Consider the following 25,236-nt stretch of genomic DNA (forward strand, 5'->3'; position numbering starts at 1 on the left):
CGCCGGTGGCGTGCGGCATCGGCCATCGGGCGTACGCGCGGTGCGTCAGGTGCCGGACGTCAGGCGTTGCGGGGGCGGCGCAGGTGGTGGCGCCATAGGCGCGCGCGCTGCTGCAGGCGCTGGAACGGCGCGGGCGCGTGCTTGCGTGCGAAGTCGACGGTGGCGACCTCGCTGCCCACGTCGAACCCGTACTGCTGCGTCAGGAAGTACCGGTGGTCCATGACCCACAGGTACAGGTCCGCGGGCGTGCGGCCCGGGAACAGGCGCATGACGTCGTGCGCGTCGATCTGCGCGGTGATGCGTGCGTACAGGCGGCGGTGCCAGCTCTCCACGGCTTCTTCCCAGGTGACGTCCCGGTCGAGTTTGCGGCCCAGGTAGTACTGGCGTGTGCGGATGTGGTCGAGCAGGATGTCGTACCGTCCGGGCGTCGTGAAGCAGATGGGGTCGTGGTCCGGCACGAGCTGGTTCAGGCCGGTGAGGCGCAGGAAGCGTGCGTGCTCGCCCTTGATGATCAGGTCCTTGAGGGTGTCGCCCGGTTCGGGTGGGACGGTCACGTGCAGCTCGATGATGTGCGCGTCGATGAACGCCTGGCCGTTGCGGCGTGCAACGGACACGCGGTGGTTGCCGTCCTTGACGAAGTACACGCCGCCCACCTGGTAGACCTGGATGGGGGGGAGTTCGCGGCCCTGGAGTTGCGCGGCGCGGACGTTCACCCAGCGTTCGTCGAGGTGTTGTTCCTTGGGGAGGTAGTAGCGGTCGAATTCGCGGTAGCGGTCGACGCTGCCGACAATGGCGTTGACGGGGATGGCGCGGACGCCGGCGTGCGATTCGCCTTCGGGGTTGAGGTGACGCACCCAGTCGAAGGGGATGAGTTCGTTCGGCACACCGCGCAGGACGCTGAGGACGTCGTGGACACCTGCGAGCAGGCGCGCGCGTTCGACTTCGGCTTTGGCTTTGTCCTGGACGTTCATGCTGCCTCCGAGGCGGGCAGGCCCCAGCCCGCCTTTGTGTTGTCTCTACACTAACGCACGGGGTGTCACGACACCATGACAAACGCCCCATCTCCCACAGTGCCCCGCCGCCCTCAGCGCCGCGTCAGCCCCAGTTCAAGAACCTTTGGGCTCCACCACACCCCCACCCGCCCCTACACACCGTACGCTGCAAGGTATGCTTGGCCGCTTCTTCAAAAAACCCAGCGACGACATGGGCGGGCGCGTCCCCCCCGGACAGTCCCTCACCGCCCGCTTCCCCGTCCTCACCTACGGCCCCACCCCCCGCATCGAACCGCACAACGTCGAAGTGCGCGTCACCGGCCTCGCCGAGGAACGCACCTTCACCTGGGCGGACCTCATGGCCCTCCCGCAAACCACGCACACCTACGACATCCACTGCGTCACCCACTGGAGCAAACTCGACACCACCTGGACGGGCGTCGCCGTGCCCGACCTGATGCAGCACATCCAGCTCAAACCCGGCGCCACGCACGTCCTGATCCACAGTTACGGCGGGTACACCACCAACCTCGCCCTCAGCGACTTCGTGCGCCCCCTCAACCTGCTCGCGCACCACTACGAGGGCGCGCCCCTGGAAACCGAACACGGCGGCCCCATGCGTCTCGTCGTCCCGCACCTGTACTTCTGGAAGAGCGCCAAATGGATCAGCGGCCTCGAATTCCTCGACCATGACCAGCCCGGCTTCTGGGAACGCAACGGCTACCACATGCGCGGCGACCCCTTCAAAGACGAACGCTACAGCGACGACTGACCCCGCGCCCCCGACCACCACGGCCGTGAACGGCTCGGCCGCCCCGAGCCGACCGGTACGCTGAACGCATGACGCCCACCGAACCCGCAGACGCCCGCCCACCCGGCGTGCGCCTGTCGCCGCTCAGCGCCAACCGCGCGTTCGCCACCATCCTGCTGCTCCAGAACGTGATCGGCGGCCTCGTCGGCCTCCGCTCCATCGGGTGGGGCCTCATCGCCGCGAGCGTCCTGAACGCCGTCACGCTCCTCGTGTTTTTCCGCCCGGCCCTGCGTGACCTCACCCGCACCGACCGCTGGCGTACGCCCCCGCCGGTCCTGACCACCCTCGGCGCGCTGCTGCTCACGCTCACCAGCGGCCAGGCGCTGCTCGCCGGCCTGCTGGGTCTGTGGCCGGAACTGCGCCTCGGCTACGACGCTGACGCCTTCAGCGCCAGCGGCGCTGGCCTGGTCCCCCTGCTGATCGGCGGGGCGCTCCTCGTTCCGTTCATCGAGGAGCTCGCGTTCCGGGGGTTCCTGCTCACGGCGTACGAACGCGCGCTCGGCGTGCGCGCCGCTGGCCTCGCCGTCGCCGGGCTGTTCGCCCTCGCGCACGCCGTGCCGCTTCAGGCGCTCGGCATCCTGCCCGCCGCGTGGATCCTCACGCGCGCCGTGCAGCACACCGGCAGCTTCTGGACCGGGTACGCCATCCACGTCCTGAACAACACCGCGGCGCTGCTGCTCCCGGCCCTCGCCCGCAGTGGCCCCCCGTGGCTCCGCGACGAGGCCGCCACCCTCACGCGCCCGCAGGCCCTGCTCGCGTTGGGCCTCAGCGTCGCCCTGCTGGCGCTCGCCACGCGCTGGCTGCGCCCCCGCCCCGTTCAGGTGCGCACGCACGAACCCGTCTGGAGCGCCAGCCTGATCACAGTGATGGTCCTGACCGCGCTGGTGTTCGCCGGGGCGCTGCTCGGCATCCTGTACGTCACCCTGACCGGCGGGGACCTCCCCCGGCCCGGCTGAGCTCGCGGGTCGCCTCAGACAACGGCGTTCAGCGCGTCGCGGAAGCCGCGCGCGGCCTCCACCGCCGCGTCCACGTCCACGCCCGCCGCGTACTGCACGCCGCGGCTCGCGTTCACGACCGCGCCCACGCCGCCCGGCAGGAACGCCGCCGCGAGGTCCTCCGCGCGGCCACCCTGCGCGCCCAGGCCCGGCAGCAGCAGCACTGCTTTCGGCATGCGCGCCCGGAACGCCGCGAGCTCCTGCGGGTGCGTCGCCCCGACGACCGCGCCGACGCTGCTCAGGGCCTCCGCCTCGGGCGCGCTCAGGCGCGCCACCTCGTCCGCGACGCGTTCACTCACGCCGCCGCCCTGCACGTCCGCCTGGTCCGGGTTGCTGGTCTTCACCAGCACGAACACCGCTCCGCCGTTCGCGCGCGCCGCCGTCACGAACGGCAGGAGCGTCCCGAAGCCCAGGAACGGATTCACGGTGAGCGCGTCGCCCGCGTGGCCGCCCGACAGCCACGCCCGCGCGTACGCTTCAGCGGTGCTGCCGATATCGCCCCGTTTCGCGTCCAGAATGATCGGCAGGTCCAGCGCGCGCGCCGCCGCGCACACCTCCTCCAGCAGCTGCAGCCCCGGCAGGCCGAGCGCCTCGAAGAACGCCAGTTGCGGCTTCATGCACGCGGCGTACGCGTGCGTCGCGTCCAGCACCGCGAGCGTGTGCGCGCGGAGCGCCGCGAAATCCGCGTACGCGTCCGCGCGCGGGTCCAGGCCCACGCACAAGCGGGTGTTCAGGCGGAGGGTCCTCTCGGTCAGGCGCGCAGCAAACGTCATCCGGGGGAGCGTACCACGCGAGCGGCGCAGGCCCCCGACCAGGGCCTGCGCCGCGCATTCACCGGGCGTCAGTGCGCCGCGCGGGGCTCGCCGCTGGCGGCCAGCGTATCCCAGTTCACGCGGCGCTGCCGCCAGCGGAACACGAGGACCTTCGCGACCTCCTCCGCGCCGCGCGCCGCGAAGATCGCCCACGCGCCCAGGCCGAGGTGCAGGCCCAGCAGGGCGAGCGGCAGGCCCACCACGAACGCGCCGATGACGTCGCCCATGATGACGCCGCGCGCGTCGCCGGCACTCGGGAGGACGCCCGCGCCGAGGACCATGTTGCGGACCTTGAACACCTGGAACGCGGCGTTGATCAGGATGCCGACGACGGCGATGGCGCGGACGTCTCCGCTGAGCTTCGGGTACAGCAGCGGCAGCAGCAGCGCCGTGAGGGCGAACAGTGCGCCGAACGCGAGGCTGGTCATCAGGCCCGCGTGCGTCACGCGCGCCACCCACGCGCGCGCGGCGGTCGCGTCGGCGCGGCCGACCGCCTGGCCGATCAGGGTGGTCGCGGCGCTCGTGAGGCCGATGCTGCCCACGATGAACAGGCCCTCCAGGGTGTTGACGATCTGGCTGGCCGCGAGGGCGGTCACACCCAGGCGCGCGAACACGACGGTGTACAGGAACGTGCCGACACTCCAGGCGACCTCGGTGACGGCGAGGGGCGCGGCGAGGCTGAGCAGCGGCGCGAGAATCGCGCGGCGCGCCCCGGGGCGCGGCAGGGCGAGGCGCGCGAGGCGGCGCGGGCCGTACACCTGGTACGCCAGCAGCAGCGCCTTGAGGGTGTAGGCCGTGAAGGTCGCCCAGGCCGCCCCGACCACACCGAGCGCGGGAATGGGTCCGAAGCCGAACACCAGGACGTATCCGAGCAGGGTGTTCACGGTCATGCTGATGAGCGTGGCCGTCATGGGAAGGCGCGGGTGGCCGAGGGACCGCAGGGTGCCGCTCAGGACCGCCCCGGCGACCGACGGGACGAGTGCCAGGATGCTGACGCGCAGGAACGGCGTGGCCGCGTCGGCCACGGCACCGTTCCCGCCGGCGAGGTGCAGGACCGGGCTGGTGAGCGGAATCAGGATAGCGGCGCACAGGGCGGACAGCAGCGTGCCGAGCGCGAGGGCGCTGCCGATGGTGCGGTCCACGTCGCCGGGCCGTCCGGCGCCGTGCGCGCGGGCGATCAGGATGGCGGCGCTGCCGCCGAGGGTGCCGAGGGCCAGCACGAAGATGAACGAGACGCCGTGGGCGAGGCCGACGGCGGCCACCGCCACGGCGCCCAGCCCGCCGACGATCACCTGATCGATGACGCCGAGCAGCAGCTGAAACACGAATTCGAGGCTGACGGGCACGGCGAGGTGCGCGATCTGACGGGTGGGGGAGGAGGGAAGGGTGGCGCTCACGCGGGCACGGTAGCACCGTTGTCGCGCGCTCCGCCATGACGCTTAGGAACGATGTCTAAATCGGTTCAGAAGCGGCGCGTCCGGCACGCCAAATCCCCCACTTGAGCGTTTCTTCAGGCCACCCCGCTCAGGCGGTCCCGCGCTCCCATGGCCACGCACCCGGCGCGACCGCCAGCCCCACCGCCTTCGGCCCGGTGTGGATGTTCAGCACCGGGTTCACCGCCGCGAATCCCGCCCACACCAACTCGTGCCGCTCGCGCAGCAGCGCCAGCAGCGTGTCCGCGTCCGCGCGGTCCACGCCGTACAGCAGCCCCACCCGCAGCGGCGTGCCCGCCCCGAAGCGCGCCGTCACCTGCTGCGCCACCGCCTCGATCGCCTTGCCCCACGACCGGGCGCGTCCCACGTTCGTATACGCCCCGGAGGTCTTGTCCACCGTCACGACCGGCTTGAGGTTCAGCAGCCCACCGAGCGTCGCCGTGACCCGCCCGATCCGCCCCCCACGCCGCAGGTACTCCAGCGTGTCGATGGTGAAATACAACTCCGTTTCCGCGTGCACCGCCTGCATCCACGCGCGCGCCGTCTCGACCGTGTGCCCCAGCTGCCGCGCCGAGCGCGCCGCGTGCACCTGAAACGCCTGCGCCGCCGACAGCGTGCGGCTGTCATGCACGGTCACGTCCGCGCCGGGCACCAGCGCGCGCGCGCCCTCGGCGGCATTCAGGCTGCCGGACAGCCCACTGCTGATCGTCACGGCCAGCACCGCCTCGTCACCAGCCGCGCGGTACAGCTCCGCGAACTGCTGCGGCGTCGGCTGGCTGCTGGTCGGGTGCGGCCCGCCCGAACGGAGGCGCGCGTACAGGTCCTCGCGGCGAATCTCGTCCGCGCGGAAGCTCTCGTGGCCCATGTGCAAGCTGAACGGCGCCACCGGCACGTCATTGAGCAGGTCCGCGTACGCGTCCAGCCCGCCGTCCGCGACGACCCGCCAGGGCTTCAACGGATCTCCTGGTCATTCAGGCGCTCGATAAGCTTCAGCGCGGCGGTGTGGTCCTCGTCCGCGCCGACGGCGTTCGCGGCGCCGCGCATCAGGCCTTCCACGGCGTTCAGCACGGGCGCGCTCGCCCGCGCGTCATTCACGACGCGCAGCGCAATCCCGGCGTCCTTCGCCAGCAGCCCCAGCTTGAACGTCACCGGGAACGCCCGCGTCACGACGCGCTGCGGAATCAGGTTCTCGGTGGCGTTGCTGCGCCCGCTGGACGCGTTGATGACCTGCAGCGCCGCGCTCACGTCCACGCCCGCCCGCGCGAGCGCCGCGAGGCCCTCACCGGCCGCCCACAGGTTCACGGCCAGCAGCGCATTGTTGATGGCCTTCACCGCGAAGCCCGCCCCGCTCGGCCCGACGTGCACGACCTTCGCCGCGAACGCGAGCGTCGGGCGCACGCCGTCGAGCGCGCCTGCGTCCCCGCCGACCATCACGGTGAGCGTGCCGGCGTCCGCGCCACTCGTCCCGCCCGACACGGGCGCGTCGAGGAACACCACGCCCGCCTGCGCGGCCCTGACCGCCAGCGCGCGCGCTGCCGCCGGCTCCCCGCTCGTGCAGTCCACCCACACCAGCCCCGCGCTCGCGGCGCCCAGCACGGTGTCCGCGAGCGCGTCCACCTCCGCGCTCGTCGGCAGGCACGTGAACAGCACCGCCGCGCCGCGCACGGCCTCCGCCACGTCCGCGCACGCTTGCGAGCCGTGCTGCGCCGCGTGCTGCTGCGCCTTCTCGGGCGTGCGGTTCCACACGCGCGTCTCGAACTGCCCTGCCAGGTGTCCCGCCATGGGGTAGCCCATCGCACCCAGACCCAGGAATGCCACCGTTGTCATGCCGCCAGCCTACAGGAGCGCGGCGCGCTTGCCTGCACGCGTGGGCGCAGTTCAAGCGCGCCGACCGTACACTGAACGCATGAACCCGGACGGCGCCCTCAGCGTCCTGTCGGCCATGATCACCCCCGCCGTGCTCATCAGCGCGGGCGGCACCCTGATCCTCAGCACCAGCCAGCGGCTCGGGCGCACCACCGACCGCGTCCGCAGCCTCACGGGCCGCTTCAAGCAGCTGATCGGGGAGGGCCGCCTGGAGCCCCTCGCGCGCGAGGAGAAACGCATGATCATCTCGCAGATTCCGCGCCTCACCCGCCGCGTGCGCCTGCTGCAGCGCGCCCTCACGTCCTTTTACGGGGCGGTGGCGGTGTTCGTGCTCACCAGCCTCGTCATCGGCGGCGGCGAGGTCCTGGGGCGCGGGGCGGCGTCCGCGCCGACCCTGCTGGGGCTGCTGGGCGCCGTGGCCCTCGCGTACGGCAGCACCCTGCTGATCTTCGAGGCGCAGCTCAGCTACCGCACCACCCGCCGCGAAATGGACTTCCTGCAGCAGCTCGGCGACCATTACGCCGAACTGTACAAGCAGGAACGCGAACCCGACCGCTCCTGACCCCACCACAAAAAGCCCCCACCTCACGAGGTGGGGGCTTTTTGGTGCGCGTGGGCGATCAGTCGCCCGCGCCGGGTTGCGTGGGGCGGGGGGCGTCCGCCGGGCGCGGCGCGCGCGTCCCGTCGGCGTCCGTGAGGCCGTACTTGTCGAGGGTGCGCTCGTCGGCGACCTGCATGGTGCGGACGCTGGCGAGGCCCGTCCCGGCGGGAATGAGCTTCCCGAGGATGACGTTCTCCTTCAGGCCGATCAGGTCGTCCACTTGGCCCTTGATGCTGGCTTCGGTGAGGACGTGCGTGGTGTGCTGGAAGCTCGCCGCGGACAGCCACGACTTGGTCGTGAGGCTGCTCTTGGTGATGCCGAGGAGCACCGGCTTCCACGACGCGGCCGTCTTGCCGTCGCCGAGGGCCTCGTTCGCCGCGTCGACTTCCCAGCGTTCCACCGTCTGCCCTTCGAGCAGTTCGGTGTCGCCACCGTCGGTGATTTCCACGTAGCGGAGCATCTGACGCACGATCACTTCGATGTGCTTGTCGTGCACCTTCACGCCCTGGCTGCGGTACACGCGCTGCACTTCCTCCACGAGGTACCGCTGCGCGGCGTCCGTGTCCTTGTACATCAGCAGGTCGTGCGGGTTGATGGCGCCGCGCGTGATCGGCTGGCCCGCCTCGACGTGGTCGCCGTCGCGGACGATCATGCGCAGGTTCTTGCTGATCTTCGTCGCGGTCTTGCTGCTGAACTGCTCGTCTTCCGCGTCGATGCGCACGAGGTAACGCTCCTCGTCCTCTTCGATGCGAATGACGCCGTCACGGTCCGCGACAACCGCCTGGCTCTTGGGCTTGCGAGCCTCGAACAGCTCGATGACGCGCGGCAGACCCATGGTGATGTCGCCGCCGCCCGCCACACCGCCGGTGTGGAAGGTACGCATGGTGAGCTGCGTGCCCGGCTCGCCGATGGATTCCGCGGCGACCACGCCGACCGCTTCGCCCAGGGACACGGGCTTGGCCTGGCTGAGGTCGTAGCCGTAGCAGGCCTGGCAGACGCCACTCTTTACGCGGCAGTTCAGCGGCGTACGGACGTACACCTCGCCGATGTTGCGCGCGTCCTTGATGATGGCCTTGACGTCCTCGAGGCTGAGCATTTCGCCCGCCGCGATGGTGCGGCCCGCGACCTCGAGGTCGGCGCTCAGGGTGCGGCCCTGAATGCTGGTCTCGATTTCGCTGCCCTTGCGGGCGCGCCACTCGCCGCTGCGCTCGTCGGGCGCGCCGAGGGAGATCACGGTGTACTCGCTGGTTTCGCAGTCGAGGTCACGAACGACGATTTCGTGCGCGACGTCCACGAGCTTACGGGTGAGGTAGCCGGAGTCCGCCGTGCGCAGCGCGGTGTCCGCGCTGCCCTTACGGGCGCCGTGCGTCGAGATGAAGTACTCCAGCACCGTGAGGCCCTCACGGAAGGACGCCTTGATCGGCACTTCGATGGTGCTGCCGTCCGGGCGGGCCATCAGGCCGCGCATGCCGGCGAGCTGGCGGATCTGCTGCGGGTTACCACGCGCGCCGGACTGCGCCATGATCCACAGCGGGTTGAAGGGGTAGTTCTTGCTGAAGTTGTCGAATACCGCGTTCTTGACTTCGTCGGTGGTGTCGTTCCAGAGCTGCACGACCTGCTTGTAACGTTCCTCTTCGGTGAGGAAGCCGAAGTCGAAGTTCTGCTCGATCTCCGCGAGTTTGCCGTCCGCTTCGGTCAGGATGTCCTGCTTGGCGGGCGGAATGACGACGTCGTCGATGCCGATGGTGATGCCCGAGGTGGTGGACAGCTTGAAGCCGCTGTCTTTCAGGGCGTCGAGCAGCTGCGCGGTCGCTTCCACGCCGAGACGCTTGAAGCACGCGATGACCATGTCCTTCAGGCCGTCTTTTTCGTACGTGGTGCTCAGGTCCACCAGTTCGTCCACGAGGTGGGCGTTGCGGGTGCCGAGCGCTTCGGTGACGAGGCGGCGGAACATCACGCGGCCGGCGCTGGTGTCGTGCGTGACGCCGTTCACGCGGATGCGCACCGCGTCCTGGTAGTCGAGCACGCCACGTTCCACGGCGAGGATCGCTTCGTCGGGGTTGCTGAAGGTGAACTTCAGGCGGCCCGGCGTGACCTCGCGGTCACCGATCTTCACGGGGCTGTTCAGGCGGATCTCGCCACGGTCGTACGCGTCGAGGACGGCCTGCTCGTTGTCGAAGTTGCGGCCGGCGCCGACGGTGTCGCGGCGCAGCTGCGTCAGCGTGAAGATGCCGAGGATGATGTCGCGGCTGGGCTTCACGTTCGGCTCGCCGTTCGCGGGGGACAGCAGGTTGTGCGCGCTGAGCATCTGGATGCGCGCTTCGGCCTGCGCCTGCGCGCTCAGCGGGACGTGAATGGCCATCTGGTCGCCGTCGAAGTCGGCGTTGAAGGCTTCACAGACCAGCGGGTGCAGCTGGATGGACTGGCCCTCGACGAGCACCGGCTCGAACGCCTGAATGCCGAGGCGGTGGAGGGTCGGCGCGCGGTTGAGCAGCACGACCTTGTCCTCGATGACCTCTTCGAGGGCGTCCCACACGCTGTCGCGGGTATCGCGGTAGCGTTCGAGCATCTTGCGGGCCTGCTTGATGTTCGTGACTTCGCCCTTCTCCTCAAGCAGCTTGAACAGGAACGGCTTGAAGAGTTCGAGCGCCATGCGCTTCGGCACACCGCACTGGTGCAGTTTGAGCTGCGGACCGACGACGATCACGGAGCGGCCGGAGTAGTCGACGCGCTTCCCGAGCAGGTTCTGACGGAAGCGGCCCTGTTTCCCGCCGAGCAGGTCGGTGAGGGAGCGCAGGCTGCGGTCAGAGCCGGGGTTGGTGACGGGGCTGCCGCGGCGGCCGTTGTCGATCAGCGCGTCCACGGCTTCCTGGAGCATGCGCTTTTCGTTGCGGATGATCATGTCCGGCGCGCCCTGGCTCATGAGTTTGCGCAGGCGGTTGTTGCGGTTGATCAGGCGGCGGTACAGGTCGTTCAGGTCGGAGGTCGCGAAGCGGCCACCGTCCACCTGCACCATGGGGCGCAGGTCGGGCGGCATGACGGGCACCGTCTCCAGGATCATCCAGGAGGGGTGGTTGCCGCTCTTGATGAAGCTGCGCGCGACTTCCAGGCGCTTGCGGGCCTTGGCGCGCTTGTGGCGGCTGTTGTCCTTCATCTGCTCGCCGAGTTCGGCTTCGAGCGTGGGCAGGTCGAGGTCGTCGAGGAGTTCCTTGACGGCTTCGGCGCCCATCTTCGCTTCGAAGTCGTACGACTCGATCACGCGGACCTGCTTGCGCACGAGGTCCAGCTCGATGCGGCCGCTGATCTCGCTGCGGATGTTGCCGCCGTCGGCGAGGTCGTCGCCCGGCTCGACGCGGTCACCGTTGATGACGAGCGGCTCGTCCTGGTACGGGTAGACCTTCGCCTTGCTGACGATGATGCTGGCGGGCGCGTGCAGCGTGATGGTGCCGTCGCGTTCGGCGGTGACCATCTGCTCCTCGTCAATCGCGCCGATGACGCGCTGGCCCTCGCGGACCTCGCTGCCGTCGCCCACGAGGACGTGCATGGTGGGGTTGATGGGGTACGTTTCCGTGCGCTCCCAGTGGGCCGTGACCTTCACGAAGCCCTTCTTGGGGAACGTGACGCCCGCGAGGCGGCTGTCGCGGCTGACGCGCAGGCGGCTGCCGCTGCTGGCGGTCGCGATGACGGCGCCCACGTCGAGCTTCTCGCCCTGGGCGATCTGCACGTTCATGCCGTGCGGCACGTACACGCGCGCCATCACGTCGTCGTCCTCGTCGCGGAGTTCCACGACGACGCTGTCCTCGCCGAGGTCATGCATGAACGCGATGCCGGCGAGCGGCGCGGTGATGCGGACGTCCTCGGTGAGTTCCGCGAGGATCTCACCGGCACGGAAGCTTTCCTGCTCGATCAGCTGGGCGGCGTCGATGGGGAGGCTCGCGTCGGCCTGCTCGCGGTAGTGGAGTTCCGCGCGGCGGGGGAAGCGGTACTGCGCGAGGCCGTCCATTTTGCTGACGACGTTCCCGCCGAGCACCTGACCGCGCGTGACGTACTCACCGTCGCGGATGGCCGCTTCGGTGCCGTTCGGCAGGGTGTAGGTTTCCTGGCGGCCGTAGCGCAGCTCGCGGTACTCCTCGTCGCTGAGGAGCTCGCCGCGCTTGAGCGGACGGCCGTCCTTCTGGGCGTTCTCGGGCTTCGTGACGAGGAAGCTGCTGAAGTACAGCACCTTCTCCAGCTGCGCGGCGCTGAGGTCGAGGAGCGTGCCGATTTTGCTCGGGGTGTCCTTGACGTACCAGATGTGCGCGGCGGGCGTCGCGAGGTCGATGTGGCCCATGCGGTAGCGGCGGACCTTGCTGCTGGTCACTTCGACGCCGCAGCGTTCGCAGACCTTGCCTTCGTAGCGCTGGCGCTTGTACTTGCCGCACGCGCACTCGTAGTCCTTGATCGGCCCGAAGATGCGCTCGTCGAACAGACCTTCGCGTTCGGGCTTGAGGGTGCGGTAGTTGATGGTTTCCGGCTTCTCGACTTCGCCGAAGCTCCACTCGCGAATTTTCGCGGGGCTGGCGATGGCGATACGGACTTTACTGAAATCTTTCAAAGCATCACTCCAGTGGGGGAGAGGCTTGGGGTTCTCGGGAGCGCGCGGCGCGCACGTCGCGTGCGTTCCGCGCCGGGAAGCCGGAGGTGCCGGCTTCCCGCAGCGGGGTTACCGCTTGGGCATCATCCCTTCGAAGATGTCCACGGCCTTGTCGCCCTGGTCGAGCACCTCGACGTCCAGGCCCAGCGAGTGGAGTTCTTTCACGAGCACCTTGAAGGACTCGGGGATGGTGCTGGCCGCCACCTCGTCGCCCTTGACGATCGCCTGGTAGGCGGCGTCGCGGCCTTCGATGTCGTCGGACTTGATGGTGAGCATTTCCTGCAGGGTGTGCGCGGCGCCGTACGCTTCGAGCGCCCACACTTCCATTTCGCCGAAGCGCTGACCGCCGAACTGCGCCTTACCCCCGAGCGGCTGCTGGGTGATGAGGCTGTACGGGCCGGTGCTGCGGGCGTGCAGCTTGTCTTCCACCATGTGGTAGAGCTTCATGACGTACATGGTGCCGACCACCACGGGGCCGCTGACGGCCTCGCCGGTGCGCCCGTCGAACAGGACGCTCTTGCCGGTGCGGGACAGCTGCATCTGCGCTTTGTCGTACTCGCCGCCCGGGTGGTCGATGACGCCGAGCTTGCCGGCGCGGTCGAGCACTTCCGCTTCGCGGACGTCGGTTTCGAAGCCTTCGTCGCGGCGCTTCTGCAGGCGTTCGGCGGCGGCCACTTCGAGCATGTCCTTGATGGCCGCTTCGGTGGCGCTGTCGAACACGGGCGTCACGAACTTCGCGCCGACCAGTCGCGCGACCTCACCGAGGTGCGTTTCCAGGATCTGGCCGAGGTTCATGCGGCTCGGCACGCCGAGCGGGTTGAACACGAGGTCGACGGGGGTGCCGTCGGGCAGGTACGGCATGTCCTCGGGCGGGAGGATCTTGGACACGACGCCTTTGTTCCCGTGGCGGTTCGCGACCTTGTCGCCCACCTGCAGGCGGCGCTTCTGCGCCACGTACACGCGGACCATTTCGCGCACGCCGGGTTTGAGGTCGACGCCTTCGTCGCCGCGGCGGAAGCGCACGGTCTTGACGACGATGCCGCCTTCACCGGAGCGGACGCGCAGCGAGGTGTCCTTCACTTCACGGGCCTTCTCGCCGAAGATGCTGCGCAGCAGGCGCTCTTCGGGGGTCGGCTCGCTTTCGCCCTTGAAGCTGGTCTTGCCGACGAGGATATCGCCGGGTTTGACTTCGGCGCCGACGCGGACGATGCCGTCCTCGTCGAGGTCGCGCAGAGCCGCTTCGCTGAGGCCCGGGATGTCGCGGGTGATCTTTTCCGGCCCGAGCTTCGTGTCACGCGCGTCGATCTCGTCTTTTTCGATGTGGACGCTGGTGTAGAAGTCTTTGCGGACCAGGGACTCGCTGATGCAGATGGCGTCTTCGAAGTTGAAGCCGTCAAACGGCATGATCGCGATGGTGATGTTCTGACCGAGCGCGAGGCGACCGTAGTCGCTGGCCGGGCCGTCCGCGATGACCTCGCCGCGCTTGACCGTATCGCCGATGTTGACGATGGGGTGCTGGTCGAGGTTGGTGCCCTGGTTGCTGCGGGTGAAGCGGATCAGTTCGAAGGTGCGGACGTTGCCCTTCACCATGCCGACGTGCGGGGCGTCCTCGCCCAGCGTCACCTGGATGACGCGCGCGTCGACGTACGTGACGGTGCCGTCCACGTCGCTCACAACGCTGGTGCCGCTGTCGATGACGACGCGCTCCTCGACGCCGGTGCCCACGGCGGGGCTTTCGGCGCGCACGAGCGGCACGGCCTGCGACTGCATGTTGGAACCCATGAGCGCGCGGTTCGCGTCGTCGTGCTCCAGGAAGGGGATCAGCGCGGTGCTGACCGACACGATCTGCTTCGGCGAGACGTCCATGTACTGCACGTCGGCCGGTTCGTAGAAGCTCGGGTCGCCCTTCTTACGCGCGAGGACGCGGTCCTCGGCGAAGCTGCCGTCGGGGTTCAGGGGGCTGTTCGCCTGCGCGATCGCGTACAGGTCTTCCACGTCGGCGGTCATGTACATGACGTTGTCGGTCACGCGGCCGTCGACGACCTTGCGGTACGGCGCTTCCATGAAGCCGAGGTCGTTGACCTTCGAGAAGCTGGCGAGCGAGCTGATCAGACCGATGTTCGCGCCTTCCGGCGTTTCGATCGGGCACACGCGGCCGTAGTGCGTACGGTGCACGTCGCGCACGTCGAAGCCGGCGCGTTCGCGGGTCAGACCGCCCGGGCCGAGCGCGGAGATGCGGCGCTTGTGGCGCAGTTCCGCGAGCGGGTTGGTTTGGTCCTTGAACTGGCTGAGCTGGCTGCGGCCGAAGAACTCGCGCATCGCCGCGACAATCGGGCGGTTGTTGACGAGCTTCGTGGGGGTGGCGGCGTCGGGGTTGCCGAGCAGCATGCGCTCGCGCACGCCGCGCGCCATGCGGCCGAGGCCCACGCGCAGCTGGTCGGCGAGCAGTTCACCGACGGTGCGCACGCGGCGGTTGCCGAGGTGGTCGATGTCGTCCTCGCCCACGGGCACGGTGATGGCCACGCCGTCCTCGTCCGCACCGACCGTCATCTCTTCGAGGCCGGTCTGCAGGGCGAGCAGGTAACGGATGGTGTCGATCAGGCCGGCGTCCGCGAACTTGCCGTTTTCGAAGGTGAGCAGCGTCCGCTCGTCACGGTTCGTGCCGAGCTTGCGGTTCATCTTGAAGCGGCCGGGGTCGCCGAGGTCGTAGCGTTTGGGGTCGGCGAGCAGCCCGTACAGGTACTGCACGGCCTTGTCGCGCTTGGGGGGGTCACCGGGACGCAGAACCGTGAACAGGCGCAGCAGCGCTTCGTCGGCGTTCATGCCGGCGCTCTTGTCCTCGGGCACCTCACCGTTCGGGTCGAACTCGGTGAGCAGCGTCTTGATCTGCGCGTCGTCCATGCCGAGCACGCGCAGCAGCATGCTGACCGGGAACTTGCGCTTGTTGACCTTCATTTCCAGCACGCCGCTGTTGAACTCCAGTTCAATCCAGGGGCCGCGCTTGGGCATGGGGATGATCGCGCCGGTGTAGGTCTTCTTGATGCCTTTGTAGCTGCTCGTGAAGTACACGCCGGGGGAGCGGTGGATCTGGCTGATGACCACGCGGTCGGCGCCGTTGATCACGAAGCTGCCGTCGATGGTCATCAGCGGCAGGTCCCCGAGGAACACCTGGTCTTCTTTGATCAGGCCGCTGTCCTTGTGGATCAGCTGCAGTTTCGCGTAGAGGGGCGCCTGGTAGGTCAGGTCCTTTTCGCGGCACTCTTCGGGGGTGTAGGGGGCGTCGCCGAGCTTGTATTCGAGGAAGTCGAGGACCAGGCCGCTGCTGCGGCCCTTCTCGGTTTCGTCGATGGGGAAGACTTCCTTGAACGCGCTTTGCAGGCCGGCGTTTTCGCGGCGGTCCGCGGCGACGCCCGTCTGCAGGAATTGGTTGAAGGAACGGACCTGAACTTCGGTCAGGTCGGGAAGGGGGATGACTTCGGTGATTTCACCGAAACGCTCAATGCGTGGCCTCATGTACACCTCTCGCACGAGAAATAAATGGCTTCCCCGGACCTGCCATTGCCCATCATGGCTAACAAGGCTGAGGGGAGGCAGGGGGCTGGCGCCCGCGCCTCCGAGTCATACCGATGTGAGATGGAGTTCCAGCAAACCTGCAAGTCGCTCCTGAATTACCACCGATCGTGGTGGCCAAAGACAAGATTATACCCGAGTGTGCAGGGATGTCAAGCGCGCGTTGGGGAAGTGCAGCAAAAACCCCAGGCCGAAGCCTGGGGTGCACACCCGGTGAGGGGAGGTTTACTTGAGTTCGACGCGGGCGCCGGCGCCTTCGAGCTGCGCCTTGAACTTCTCGGCGTCTTCCTTGCTGACGCCTTCCTTGACGTTGCCGCCCTTCTCGCTGAGGTCCTTGGCTTCCTTCAGACCCAGGCCGGTGATGGCGCGCAGTTCCTTAATGACGTTGATCTTCTGAGCGCCGGCGTCCACGAGGACGACGTCGAACTCGGTCTTCTCTTCAACGGGCGCAGCAGCGGCAGCGGCGGGGCCGGCGGCCACGGCGGCGGTGACGCCCCAGGTTTCCTTCAGACCGTCGATGAGGTCCGCGAGTTCCATGATGGTGAGCTGGCCGAGTTGGTCGATAAGCGCTTGTTTGTCGTAAGCCATGGTGTAATCCTCCGGGATTGAATTTCACAGTGCGGCGCGCGGCCGCGCTTGAGTTTGATGGGATGAAGGGACAGGCGCTTAAGCGCTCTGGCCTTCGAGCTTCTCGCGGTACGCTTCGAGGATGCCCACGAAGTTCGACAGGTGAGCGCTGAGCACGCCGACCAGTTCGCCCTGGAGGCTCTGCTTGCTGCCGAGGCTGGCGAGACGCTCGACGACTTTCACGTCGACGCGCGTGCCTTCCACGAAGCCGGCCTTCACGGCGGGGATGCCCTTGTCGTTGCCTTTGCTGGCATCCGCGAGGACCTTCGCCACGCCGGCGGGGTCGTCCTGAGCGACAACCACGGCGCTGGGGCCGTGCAGGGCGTCCGCGAAGTCACGGCCGCCGTCCTGCAGCGCGATGTTGATCAGGGTGTTCTTGGCGACGATCAGTCGCCCACCCTTCTCCACGAGCTGCTTGCGCAGGTTGGTGAGCTGACCGGCGGTGAGACCCTGGTAGTCGACGACGTAGAACGTCTCGATGCCCTTCATGGTCTCCTGGAGCGCGGCCAGGGTTTCTTTGTTACGGGGGTTCGCCACTGATAATCCTCCTTGGCTGTGACCCTGTCCAGTGCGTGAGCACAAGACAACTCGGCGGGGTATTTAAACCTGGCAAGGGTGCCCGCTGTCTACGATGCCGTTCAGAGGTGCTTGCGCACCGGGGTGCTGAGGTTCAGCAGGGACCGGGCCCTGCCCGGTCCCCGGGTGTTACTCGGCGCTGGCGAGCGTCACGGGCACGCTGGGGCCCATAGTGCTCGTCACGAACGCGCTGCGCAGGTACACGCCCTTGGCGCTGCCCGGCTTGGCCGCTTCGAGCGCGCCGACGAGCGAACGGAGGTTCTCCGCGAGCTGCTCGGCGCCGAACGAGGCCTTGCCGATGGGGGCGTGCACGACGCCGGTCTTGTCGTTACGGAACTCGATGCGACCGGCCTTGAGGCCCTTCACCATGCCGGCGACGTCGGGGCCGACGGTGCCGCTCTTGGGGTTGGGGAGCAGGCCGCGCGGCCCGAGCAGACGCGCGAGCTTCTGACCGACCTGGGCCATCATGTCCGGCGTCGCCACGACGGCGTCGAAGTCCATGTAGCCACCCAGGATGCGCTCGATGAGCTCTTCGGCGCCGACGACGTCCGCACCGGCCGCTTCGGCTTCGGCGAGCTTGTCACCCTTGGTGATCACGGCGACGCGCACGCTGCGGCCCGTGCCGTGAGGGAGCGCCACGGTGCCGCGCACCGTCTGGTCGCTCTTGCGCGGGTCGATGCCGAGGCGGAAGTGCACTTCGACGGTCTCGTCGAACTTCGCGGTGGCGAGTTCCTTGACGAGGGTGGTCGCTTCGTCGACGCTGTACAGCTTGCTGCGGTCCACCTTGCCCACCAGGGCGTTGTAGCGTTTGCCGTGCTTAGGCATTGGGGCCCCCTTCGACGGTGACGCCCATGCTGCGCGCGGTGCCGGCGACGGTGTTCGCGGCCGCTTCCACGCTGGCGGCGTTCAGGTCAGGCATTTTGGTCTTGGCGATTTCCAGCACCTGGTCCCAGGTCAGCTTGCCGACCTTGCTCTTGTTGGGGGTGCTGCTGCCCTTGGCGATGCCCGACGCCTTGCGGATCAGGTAGCTCATGGGCGGGGTCTTCGTGATGAACGTGAAGCTGCGATCCGCGAAGATCGTGATCTCCACGGGAATGATCGCGTCACCCTTGTCCGCGGTGGCGGCATTGAACGCCTTCGTGAACTCCATGATGTTCGCGCCGTGCTGACCGAGCGCGGGACCCACGGGCGGGGCCGGGGTGGCCTTGCCCGCCGGCAGTTGCAGTTTCACCAAACCGACGACTTTCTTCATAACTTCCTCCTTAGCTCCCCCTCAACGCGCGCAAACGGCGCGCGCGTCCTGCGGGGTGCTGACGCTAAGCGCATGCTGCCGCGAAGGCAGCAACTCTCCCAGTGTACAGGACCGACGCTCGGCTTGCCAAGCGGTCTGCGAGAATCAGCCGCGGCTGACCTGCGAGAAGTCCAGTTCCACGGGCGTTTCGCGCCCGAAGATGCTCACGAGCACCTTCACTTTCGCCTGTGCGGCGTTCACTTCGCTGACCACGCCACTGAAGTCCGCGAACGGACCGCTGGTGACGCGCACCATGTCGCCTTCCTTGAAGTTGACCTTGATGCGCGGCGCCACTTCGGTGGCCTTCGCGGCCACGCCCACCGACGCCAGCAGACGCTGCACTTCCTCGGGAGAGAGCGGCACCGGGCGAGTCGTCGTGCCGACAAAGCCGGTCACGCCGGGCGTGCCGCGCACCACTTCCCACGACTCGCCGAGCTCGCCGGGGCTGTGCTCGTCCTCAATGTCCATCTGAACGAAGACGTACCCAGGGAACATCTTGCGCTTGACGGTTTCCTTCTTGCCGCCCTCTTTCAGCTCCACCGCTTCTTCAGTGGGCTGCAGGACCTGGAAGATCTTGAGGCCGTACATGCTGTACGCGCGGGCGCGCTTGATCAGGTTGTCTTCAACGCGGTCTTCCTGACCGACGTAGGTATGCACCGCGTACCATTCGATACTCATGGCAGCACCAGCTTCACGAGCACCTGGAACACCTTGTCGTACAAGAAGGTGATCAGGGTCAAGGCGATCACGAAGATCAGTACCGCTTGCGTGCCCTCCAGCACCTGCTGGCGGGTGGGCCAGGTGACACGCAGCAGTTCAAGCCGCGCTTCCTGGAAATACCGCACGATCCCGTTCATGCTTCACCTCGGGCGGAAGCCAGACAGGCGGGTCGGGTCAAAGCCCGACCCGCCGCTGGACCCGCTTTAGATCTTCTTCTCTTTGAAGACGACGTGCTTCTTCGCGACGGGATCGTACTTCTTGAGTTCCAGCTTCGCCTGCGTGTTCCGACGGTTCTTGGTGGTGGTGTAGTAGAACCCCGTGCCGGCGGTGCTTTCCATCTTGATGATGATGCGAGGACCATCCTTCGCCATGTTGCTCACTCCTTTCGTCAGGCGCCCGCGGGGGCCGTCCCTGACTCCCAGTGTCCGCCTGCGCGGTGCCCATTTCGAGCTTCACTGGTGAAAAGCCTGCCCTACGGCAGGCAACATTCCAAAGTATACGGGCGAAGCGTTCCGCTGTCCACCCACGCTTCCCCAATGACGGGGAGGCCGTGGAATTCCCCACGGCCTCCCCGTCCGCCGAGATTACTCGACGATCTTGGTGACGACGCCGGCGCCGACGGTACGGCCGCCTTCGCGGATGGCGAAGCGGAGGCCTTCTTCCATGGCGATGGGCTTGATCAGGTCCACGGTGAAGCTGATGTTGTCACCGGGCATGACCATTTCGACGCCTTCGGGCAGTTCCACGATGCCGGTCACGTCCGTGGTGCGGAAGTAGAACTGCGGGCGGTAGCCGCCGAAGAACGCGCTGTGACGGCCACCCTCGTCCTTGCTGAGGATGTACACGCTGGCTTCGAACTTGGTGTGGGGCTTGATGGTGCCGGGTTTGGCGAGCACCTGGCCGCGTTCCACGTCGTCACGCGCCACGCCGCGCAGCAGCAGGCCGACGTTGTCGCCCGCCATGCCCTGGTCGAGGAGCTTGCGGTGCATTTCGATGCCGGTGACGGTGGTCTTGCGGGTGTCGCGCAGGCCGACGATTTCGACTTCGTCCTGGACCTTGATGACGCCACGTTCGACGCGGCCGGTGGCGACGGTGCCACGACCGGTGATGGTGAAGACGTCTTCGACGGGCATCAGGAAGGTCTTGTCGGTGTCGCGCTCGGGGGTGGGGATGTAGCTGTCGACGGCGTCGAGCAGTTCCCAGATCTTGTCAACCCACTGGTTTTCGCCGCGGGCGGTCTTGGGGTTGCCCTGGAGCGCTTCGAGGGCCTGGAGGGCGCTGCCCTTGATGACGGGGAGGTCGTCGCCGGGGAATTCGTAGCGGCTGAGCAGCTCGCGGATTTCCATTTCGACGAGTTCCAGCAGTTCTTCGTCGTCGACCATGTCGACTTTGTTCATGAACACGACGATGTAGGGCACGCCGACCTGACGGGCGAGCAGGATGTGCTCGCGGGTCTGGGGCATGGGGCCGTCAGCGCTGCTCACGACCAGGATCGCGCCGTCCATCTGCGCGGCGCCGGTGATCATGTTCTTGACGTAGTCGGCGTGACCGGGGCAGTCCACGTGGCTGTAGTGGCGCGTGGGGGTGTTGTACTCGACGTGCGCGGTGTTGATGGTGATGCCGCGGGCCTTTTCTTCGGGGGCCTTGTCGATCTGGTCGTACGCGAGCTTCTCGACGGTGGGGTCGCTGGCGGCGGCCGTGAAGGTGATCGCGGCGGTCAGCGTGGTTTTCCCGTGGTCGACGTGCCCGATGGTGCCCACGTTCACGTGCGGCTTCGTGCGTTCAAACGTACCTTTAGCCATGATGATTCCTCCTCAGGAATAATGAATGCTGCACATGAGAATGCGGCCCGCACGTTACTGAGCGGGCCATTCATTCTACTGTTGGAGCTCGTGGTCGGGATTGAACCGACGACCTCTCCCTTACCAAGGGAGTGCTCTACCACTGAGCTACACGAGCGTAAGCGGGAAACGAGATTCGAACTCGCGACATTCAGCTTGGGAAGCTGACGCTCTACCAGCTGAGCTATTCCCGCGTTACCTGGTGGGCAGGGGCGGATTCGAACCGCCGTACTCGTATGAGAACAGATTTACAGTCTGTCGCCTTTAACCACTCGGCCACCTACCCAGATTTTGCCTTATTCAGGCTGGCCCAAATTGTTTGGAGCCACTCAGGAGAATCGAACTCCTAACCTTCCGATTACAAGTCGGGTGCTCTACCAGATTGAGCTAGAGTGGCACCTGTCCCGAGTCGGAAAGGTCACGCCTCCCGAGCGTTTTGGAAGTGCGGTCCGCGCCGAAGCGCTCGCTGACTTCCGGGTTGAGATGCTACCACCGGCCCAAAAACGTGTCAAGCACCACGCGAGGGTGTGTCAATTGGCGCATGTTCTCCCCGCAGGGGCAGGCGTACACTGGATCGTTTTTGTGCCCGTCAATCCGGCAATTCCCCACCCCACCCGAGGTGACCACTTGCACCCCCTACACACCCTGTGGCCGTACCTGCGTCTCCACCGGCGCCAGTACCTCATCGGCCTCGTCGCCGTGCTGTTCTCCAACATGGCCGTCCTGTTGCCGCCCTACCTGCTCGGCCGCGGCATCGACCACCTCAGCGCAAGCGTCGACCGCAACCCCGCCACGCCCGGCCTGAGCGTCAGCACACTCGCGCTGTACGCCCTCGGCATCATCGCCGCCTCCGCACTGTCCGCTACGCTGATGCTGATCATGCGGCGCAACATCGTCGTCGCCAGCCGCGAAACCGAATACGAGATCCGCCGTGACCTGTTCGGCCACCTCAGCCAGCTCGACAAGCCCTACTTCGACCGCGCGCGCACCGGCGACCTCATGAACCGCCTCACCGGCGACCTCAGCGCCGTGCGCGAAATGCTCGGCTTCGGCGCGTGGCAGATCGTCAACGTCACCAGCGTCTTCATCGCCAGCTTCAGCGTCATGTTCAGCGTCAGCTGGCGCCTCACCGTCGCCGTCCTCGCCGTGTTCCCCATCATGATCGGCCTGCTCGTGTACCTCTCCCGCCTGATCGCCCAGCGGTACGTGCTGGTGCAGGAGCAGAACAGCGCCATCAGCGCCAAGGCGCAGGAGAACTTCAGCGGCGCCCGCGTCGTGAAAGGCTACGCCATCGAGGACCGCGAAATCAGCGCGTACCGCGCCATGAACCTCGAACTGCTGCGCCGCTTCCTGGCCCTCGCACGCGTCGACGGTCCCCTCCAGGCGTTCATCAGCCTGCTCATGGGCATCGCGTACGTCCTCGTCCTCGCGTACGGCGGCCGCATGATCCTCGGCCTCGTGCCCGGCGCGGACCTCAGCCTCGGGCAGTTCGTGCAGTACGCCACCACCCTCGAACGCCTCGCATGGCCCATGCTGAGCATCGGGTACATCGCCAACCTCACGCAGCGCGGCCTCGCCTCCTGGGTGCGGTTGCAGGAGATCTTCGACGCGCACCCGCAGGTCCGTGACCGTCCCGGACGCACCGCCCCCCTCCAGGGTGAGCTGCGCGGCGACCTCAGCTTCGAGAACGTCAGCGTCCGCTTCGGCGAGCGCCCCGTCCTGCAGGGCATTACCCTGCACATCCCCGCCGGCATGACCCTCGGCATCACCGGCCCGACCGGCAGCGGCAAGACCGTCCTGTCCCAGCTCGTCACGCGCCTGATGGACCCCACGAGCGGCGCCGTCCGCCTGGACGGCCGCGACCTGCGCGAGTACCCGCTCGCGCAACTCCGCGACGCCATCGCGGTCGTCCCGCAGGAACCGTTCCTGTTCAGCGACACCGTCGCCAACAACATTGCCTTCGGTCTGAACGGCGCGCAGTACCCGCCCATCCCCACGCGCGTGAACGTCCGCGACGCCGCGGCGCCCATCGCGGACGACCCCGCACCGGACATGGACCGCGTGCGCGACGCCGCCCGACTCGCCGGGCTCGACCGCGACATCGAGGACTTCCCGAACACCTACAACACCATGCTCGGCGAACGCGGTGTGACGCTCAGCGGCGGCCAACGGCAACGCACCGCCCTCGCGCGCGCCATCGCCCGCCAGCCGAAAATCCTGATTCTCGACGACAGCATGAGCGCCGTCGACACCGAAACCGAACGCCGCATCCTCACCGGCCTTCAACAGGTCCAGCAGGGCCGCACCGTGCTGCTCATCGGCCACCGCGTCAGCACCCTGCGCGGCGCCGACCACATCATCGTCCTCGAAGACGGCCGCATCATCGAACAGGGCAGCCACGACGAACTCCTCGCGCTCGGCGGTCACTACGCCGACCTCGACCGCAAACAGCGGCTCGCGCAGGACCTCGAACAGGACCTCGGCACCGACCTCACCACCACCGACCTCACCACCACCGACCCCAACGCCACGGAGCGCCAAGCATGACCCAGCCGGACGAAGCCTTCAAGAAGGCGTTCGATGCCCAACTCACTCGCCGCGTGCTGGTGTACCTCAAACCCTACCGCCCCCTGGTGATCGGTGGCCTGATCCTCGCGTTCCTGATCGCCGTTGCGCAGCCCACCTTCGGCCTGATCCAGCGGCACGCCATCGACCAGTACCTCAGCGGCACAAACGTCCTCCAGCAGCCTCAGAACGCCCGCGAGGCCCTGTACCACGGCCTGCTCGTCGCGGCGCTGCTGTACCTCGGCCTGAAGGTTGTGGAGTTCCTGCTGCGCTACGCCTTCACCATCGCCATCAGCTTCCTCGGGCAGCGCGTCCTCAACGACATCCGCGCCGATATCTTCACGAAACTGCAGCGCCTGCACCTCGCGTACTTCGACCAGAACCCCGTGGGGCGCCTCATCACCCGCGTCACCAGCGACGTCGACGCCATCAACCAGTTCATCACCAGCGGCCTGGTCAGCCTGATCCAGAGCACCTTCCTGATCATCGCGTACGTCGTGATCATGCTCAGCATCAGCTGGGAACTCGCGCTCGTGAGCTTCGCCGTCCTGCCCGTGCTGTTCCTCGTCACGAACTTCTTCCGCGCCCGCATCCGCGACGCCTTCCGCAACACGCGCCTGCAGCAGGCCATCGTCAACACCAAACTCAACGAAAACATCACCGGCATGCTCACCGTGCAGCTGTTCGGCCGCGAAGCGCGCTCCGCGCACGACTTCGACCGCGCCAACCGCGGCCTGCTCGGCGCGAACATCAACTCCATCCACTGGTTCTCGCTGTTCATGCCCACCGTCGCGCTGCTCGGGCAGGTCGCCGTGGCCCTGGTCCTGTGGTACGCCGGCCGCGAGATCCTCAGCGGCCAGGGCATCAGCCTCGGCACGCTCGTCGCGTTCACCGCGTGGGTCACGCAGCTCTTCCAGCCCATCCAGGACCTCGCGGACGTCATGAACAACCTGCAGGCCGCCATGGCCAGCAGCGAACGCATCTTCGGCGTGCTCGACACCGAAGAGCGCATCACCGACAAACCTGACGCGCGCCGCCTCGAGCACTTCAAAGGCCAGGTCGACCTCGAGGGCGTGTGGTTCGCCTACAGCGAGGACGTCACCGCCACCACCTCCGACACCGACGACCGCTGGATCCTGCGCGGCATCGACCTGCACATCCAGCCCGGCGAAAGCGTCGCCCTCGTGGGCGCCACCGGCGCCGGCAAGACCAGCATCACCAGCCTCGTGAGCCGCTTCTACGACGTGCAGCGCGGCGCCGTCCGCGTCGACGGCGTGGACGTGCGCGACCTCGCGCAGCACGACCTGCGCCGCCACGTCGGCGTGGTGCTGCAGGACGTGTTCCTGTTCGCGGGCACCCTGCGCAGCAACCTCACCCTCGACAACCCCGACATCAGCCTCGACCGCGTCATCCAGGCGTGCAAGTACGTCGGCGTGCACGATTACATCGTGAGCCTCGAACACGGGTACGACACCGAGGTGCGCGAACGTGGCGCCACGCTGTCCACCGGCCAGAAGCAGCTGCTCGCGTTCGCGCGCGCGCTGATCCAGAACCCGGACATCCTGCTCGTCCTCGACGAAGCGACCGCCAGCGTCGACACTGAAACGGAGCTGCGCATTCAGGACGCCCTCGCCAAGGTCATGCACGGGCGCACCAGCATCATCATCGCGCACCGCCTCAGCACCATCGAGCACTGTGACCGCATCGTCGTCATGCGCAAGGGCCGCATCGTCGAGCAGGGCACCCACGCCGACCTGCTCGCCCGCGAAGGGTACTACGCGCGCCTGCACCGCCTGCAGTACGCGCAGGGCAGCGCCGCCGACTGAACAAGGGCCGAGGCCGGTCCGCCCCGGCCCCAGCACAAGAGGAGGGCCGCGCCTGCAGGCGCGGCCCTCCTCTTGTG

Annotated in this window: 20 protein-coding genes and 4 tRNA genes; 5 read left to right on the top strand and 19 right to left on the bottom strand. The window is 67.6% G+C overall.

Going from position 1 to position 25,236, the window contains the following annotated elements:
- Window positions 1-59: 59 nt before the first annotated feature.
- Window positions 60-971, bottom strand: coding sequence for a DUF4032 domain-containing protein (locus DEIMA_RS04115; RefSeq protein WP_013555972.1), 912 nt, complete (start codon window positions 969-971; stop codon window positions 60-62).
- A 196-nt stretch (window positions 972-1,167) separates the two neighbouring features.
- On the opposite strand from DEIMA_RS04115, the gene DEIMA_RS04120 reads away from it, so the two are divergent.
- Together DEIMA_RS04120 and DEIMA_RS04125 are read left to right on the top strand one after the other, a co-directional pair.
- A complete protein-coding gene (locus tag DEIMA_RS04120; RefSeq protein WP_013555973.1) occupies window positions 1,168-1,764 on the top strand; it encodes a sulfite oxidase-like oxidoreductase in 597 nt (198 codons plus the stop codon).
- Window positions 1,765-1,832: 68 nt separating this feature from the next.
- A complete protein-coding gene (locus tag DEIMA_RS04125) occupies window positions 1,833-2,759 on the top strand; it encodes a CPBP family intramembrane glutamic endopeptidase (RefSeq protein WP_013555974.1) in 927 nt (308 codons plus the stop codon).
- Between the two features lie 14 nt (window positions 2,760-2,773).
- On the opposite strand, the gene pyrF is transcribed toward DEIMA_RS04125, so the two are convergent.
- From pyrF to DEIMA_RS04145, 4 genes are all read right to left on the bottom strand, one after another.
- Complete coding sequence (gene pyrF / locus DEIMA_RS04130) at window positions 2,774-3,571, bottom strand: orotidine-5'-phosphate decarboxylase (protein WP_013555975.1); 798 nt, start codon at window positions 3,569-3,571, stop codon at window positions 2,774-2,776.
- 68 nt (window positions 3,572-3,639) lie between these two features.
- The gene (locus DEIMA_RS04135; protein ID WP_013555976.1) at window positions 3,640-5,007 is read right to left on the bottom strand and encodes an MATE family efflux transporter; all 1,368 of its coding nucleotides are present in this window, start codon (window positions 5,005-5,007) and stop codon (window positions 3,640-3,642) included.
- Window positions 5,008-5,134: 127 nt separating this feature from the next.
- Window positions 5,135-5,998 carry a DegV family protein gene (locus DEIMA_RS04140; RefSeq protein WP_013555977.1) on the bottom strand — a complete coding sequence of 288 codons (864 nt, stop codon included), beginning with the start codon at window positions 5,996-5,998 and terminating at the stop codon, window positions 5,135-5,137.
- Window positions 5,995-6,870 (bottom strand): NAD(P)-dependent oxidoreductase, encoded by an 876-nt coding sequence (locus DEIMA_RS04145; protein ID WP_013555978.1) that lies wholly within the window; start codon window positions 6,868-6,870, stop codon window positions 5,995-5,997. Before DEIMA_RS04145 ends, DEIMA_RS04140 begins: the two co-directional genes overlap by 4 nt.
- A gap of 79 nt (window positions 6,871-6,949) precedes the next feature.
- On the opposite strand from DEIMA_RS04145, the gene DEIMA_RS04150 reads away from it, so the two are divergent.
- A complete protein-coding gene (locus tag DEIMA_RS04150; protein WP_013555979.1) occupies window positions 6,950-7,471 on the top strand; it encodes a DUF2721 domain-containing protein in 522 nt (173 codons plus the stop codon).
- Between the two features lie 58 nt (window positions 7,472-7,529).
- On the opposite strand, the gene DEIMA_RS04155 is transcribed toward DEIMA_RS04150, so the two are convergent.
- The 14 genes from DEIMA_RS04155 to DEIMA_RS04220 all read right to left on the bottom strand — a co-directional run bounded on the left by DEIMA_RS04155 (window position 7,530) and on the right by DEIMA_RS04220 (window position 21,165).
- A complete protein-coding gene (locus DEIMA_RS04155; protein ID WP_013555980.1) occupies window positions 7,530-12,104 on the bottom strand; it encodes a DNA-directed RNA polymerase subunit beta' in 4,575 nt (1,524 codons plus the stop codon).
- Window positions 12,105-12,212: 108 nt separating this feature from the next.
- On the bottom strand, window positions 12,213-15,656 hold the full coding sequence (gene rpoB, locus DEIMA_RS04160) for a DNA-directed RNA polymerase subunit beta (protein ID WP_013555981.1): 3,444 nt from the start codon (window positions 15,654-15,656) through the stop codon (window positions 12,213-12,215).
- A 282-nt stretch (window positions 15,657-15,938) separates the two neighbouring features.
- Window positions 15,939-16,301, bottom strand: coding sequence for a 50S ribosomal protein L7/L12 (gene rplL / locus DEIMA_RS04165; protein ID WP_013555982.1), 363 nt, complete (start codon window positions 16,299-16,301; stop codon window positions 15,939-15,941).
- 78 nt (window positions 16,302-16,379) lie between these two features.
- Window positions 16,380-16,877 (bottom strand): 50S ribosomal protein L10, encoded by a 498-nt coding sequence (rplJ, locus tag DEIMA_RS04170; RefSeq protein WP_013555983.1) that lies wholly within the window; start codon window positions 16,875-16,877, stop codon window positions 16,380-16,382.
- 168 nt (window positions 16,878-17,045) lie between these two features.
- Complete coding sequence (gene rplA, locus DEIMA_RS04175) at window positions 17,046-17,741, bottom strand: 50S ribosomal protein L1 (protein WP_013555984.1); 696 nt, start codon at window positions 17,739-17,741, stop codon at window positions 17,046-17,048.
- Complete coding sequence (rplK, locus tag DEIMA_RS04180) at window positions 17,734-18,168, bottom strand: 50S ribosomal protein L11 (protein WP_013555985.1); 435 nt, start codon at window positions 18,166-18,168, stop codon at window positions 17,734-17,736. Before rplK ends, rplA begins: the two co-directional genes overlap by 8 nt.
- A 144-nt stretch (window positions 18,169-18,312) precedes the next feature.
- Window positions 18,313-18,885, bottom strand: coding sequence for a transcription termination/antitermination protein NusG (gene nusG / locus DEIMA_RS04185; protein ID WP_013555986.1), 573 nt, complete (start codon window positions 18,883-18,885; stop codon window positions 18,313-18,315).
- Window positions 18,882-19,064 carry a preprotein translocase subunit SecE gene (gene secE, locus DEIMA_RS04190; protein ID WP_013555987.1) on the bottom strand — a complete coding sequence of 61 codons (183 nt, stop codon included), beginning with the start codon at window positions 19,062-19,064 and terminating at the stop codon, window positions 18,882-18,884. The genes nusG and secE overlap by 4 nt, the downstream gene beginning before the upstream one ends.
- A 66-nt stretch (window positions 19,065-19,130) precedes the next feature.
- Window positions 19,131-19,298: a 50S ribosomal protein L33 gene (gene rpmG, locus DEIMA_RS04195; protein ID WP_013555988.1), complete on the bottom strand. Its 168-nt coding sequence runs from the start codon at window positions 19,296-19,298 to the stop codon at window positions 19,131-19,133.
- 213 nt (window positions 19,299-19,511) lie between these two features.
- The gene (gene tuf / locus DEIMA_RS04200) at window positions 19,512-20,729 is read right to left on the bottom strand and encodes an elongation factor Tu (RefSeq protein WP_013555989.1); all 1,218 of its coding nucleotides are present in this window, start codon (window positions 20,727-20,729) and stop codon (window positions 19,512-19,514) included.
- Window positions 20,730-20,811: 82 nt separating this feature from the next.
- Window positions 20,812-20,886 (bottom strand) — tRNA-Thr (locus DEIMA_RS04205).
- Between the two features lie 3 nt (window positions 20,887-20,889).
- Window positions 20,890-20,962: transfer RNA gene (locus DEIMA_RS04210), tRNA-Gly, on the bottom strand.
- A gap of 6 nt (window positions 20,963-20,968) precedes the next feature.
- A tRNA-Tyr gene (locus DEIMA_RS04215) sits at window positions 20,969-21,054 on the bottom strand.
- A 34-nt stretch (window positions 21,055-21,088) separates the two neighbouring features.
- Window positions 21,089-21,165, bottom strand: a tRNA-Thr gene (locus DEIMA_RS04220).
- A 230-nt stretch (window positions 21,166-21,395) separates the two neighbouring features.
- Here DEIMA_RS04220 and DEIMA_RS04225 point away from each other — a divergent pair.
- Both DEIMA_RS04225 and DEIMA_RS04230 read left to right on the top strand, forming a co-directional pair.
- Complete coding sequence (locus tag DEIMA_RS04225) at window positions 21,396-23,315, top strand: ABC transporter ATP-binding protein (RefSeq protein ID WP_013555990.1); 1,920 nt, start codon at window positions 21,396-21,398, stop codon at window positions 23,313-23,315.
- Entirely contained in the window at window positions 23,312-25,159 is a 1,848-nt protein-coding gene (locus tag DEIMA_RS04230) for an ABC transporter ATP-binding protein (protein WP_013555991.1), read from the top strand. The genes DEIMA_RS04225 and DEIMA_RS04230 overlap by 4 nt, the downstream gene beginning before the upstream one ends.
- Window positions 25,160-25,236: the final 77 nt, after the last annotated feature.

It is taken from the genome of Deinococcus maricopensis DSM 21211 (genome assembly GCF_000186385.1).
GTDB lineage: Bacteria > Deinococcota > Deinococci > Deinococcales > Deinococcaceae > Deinococcus_B > Deinococcus_B maricopensis.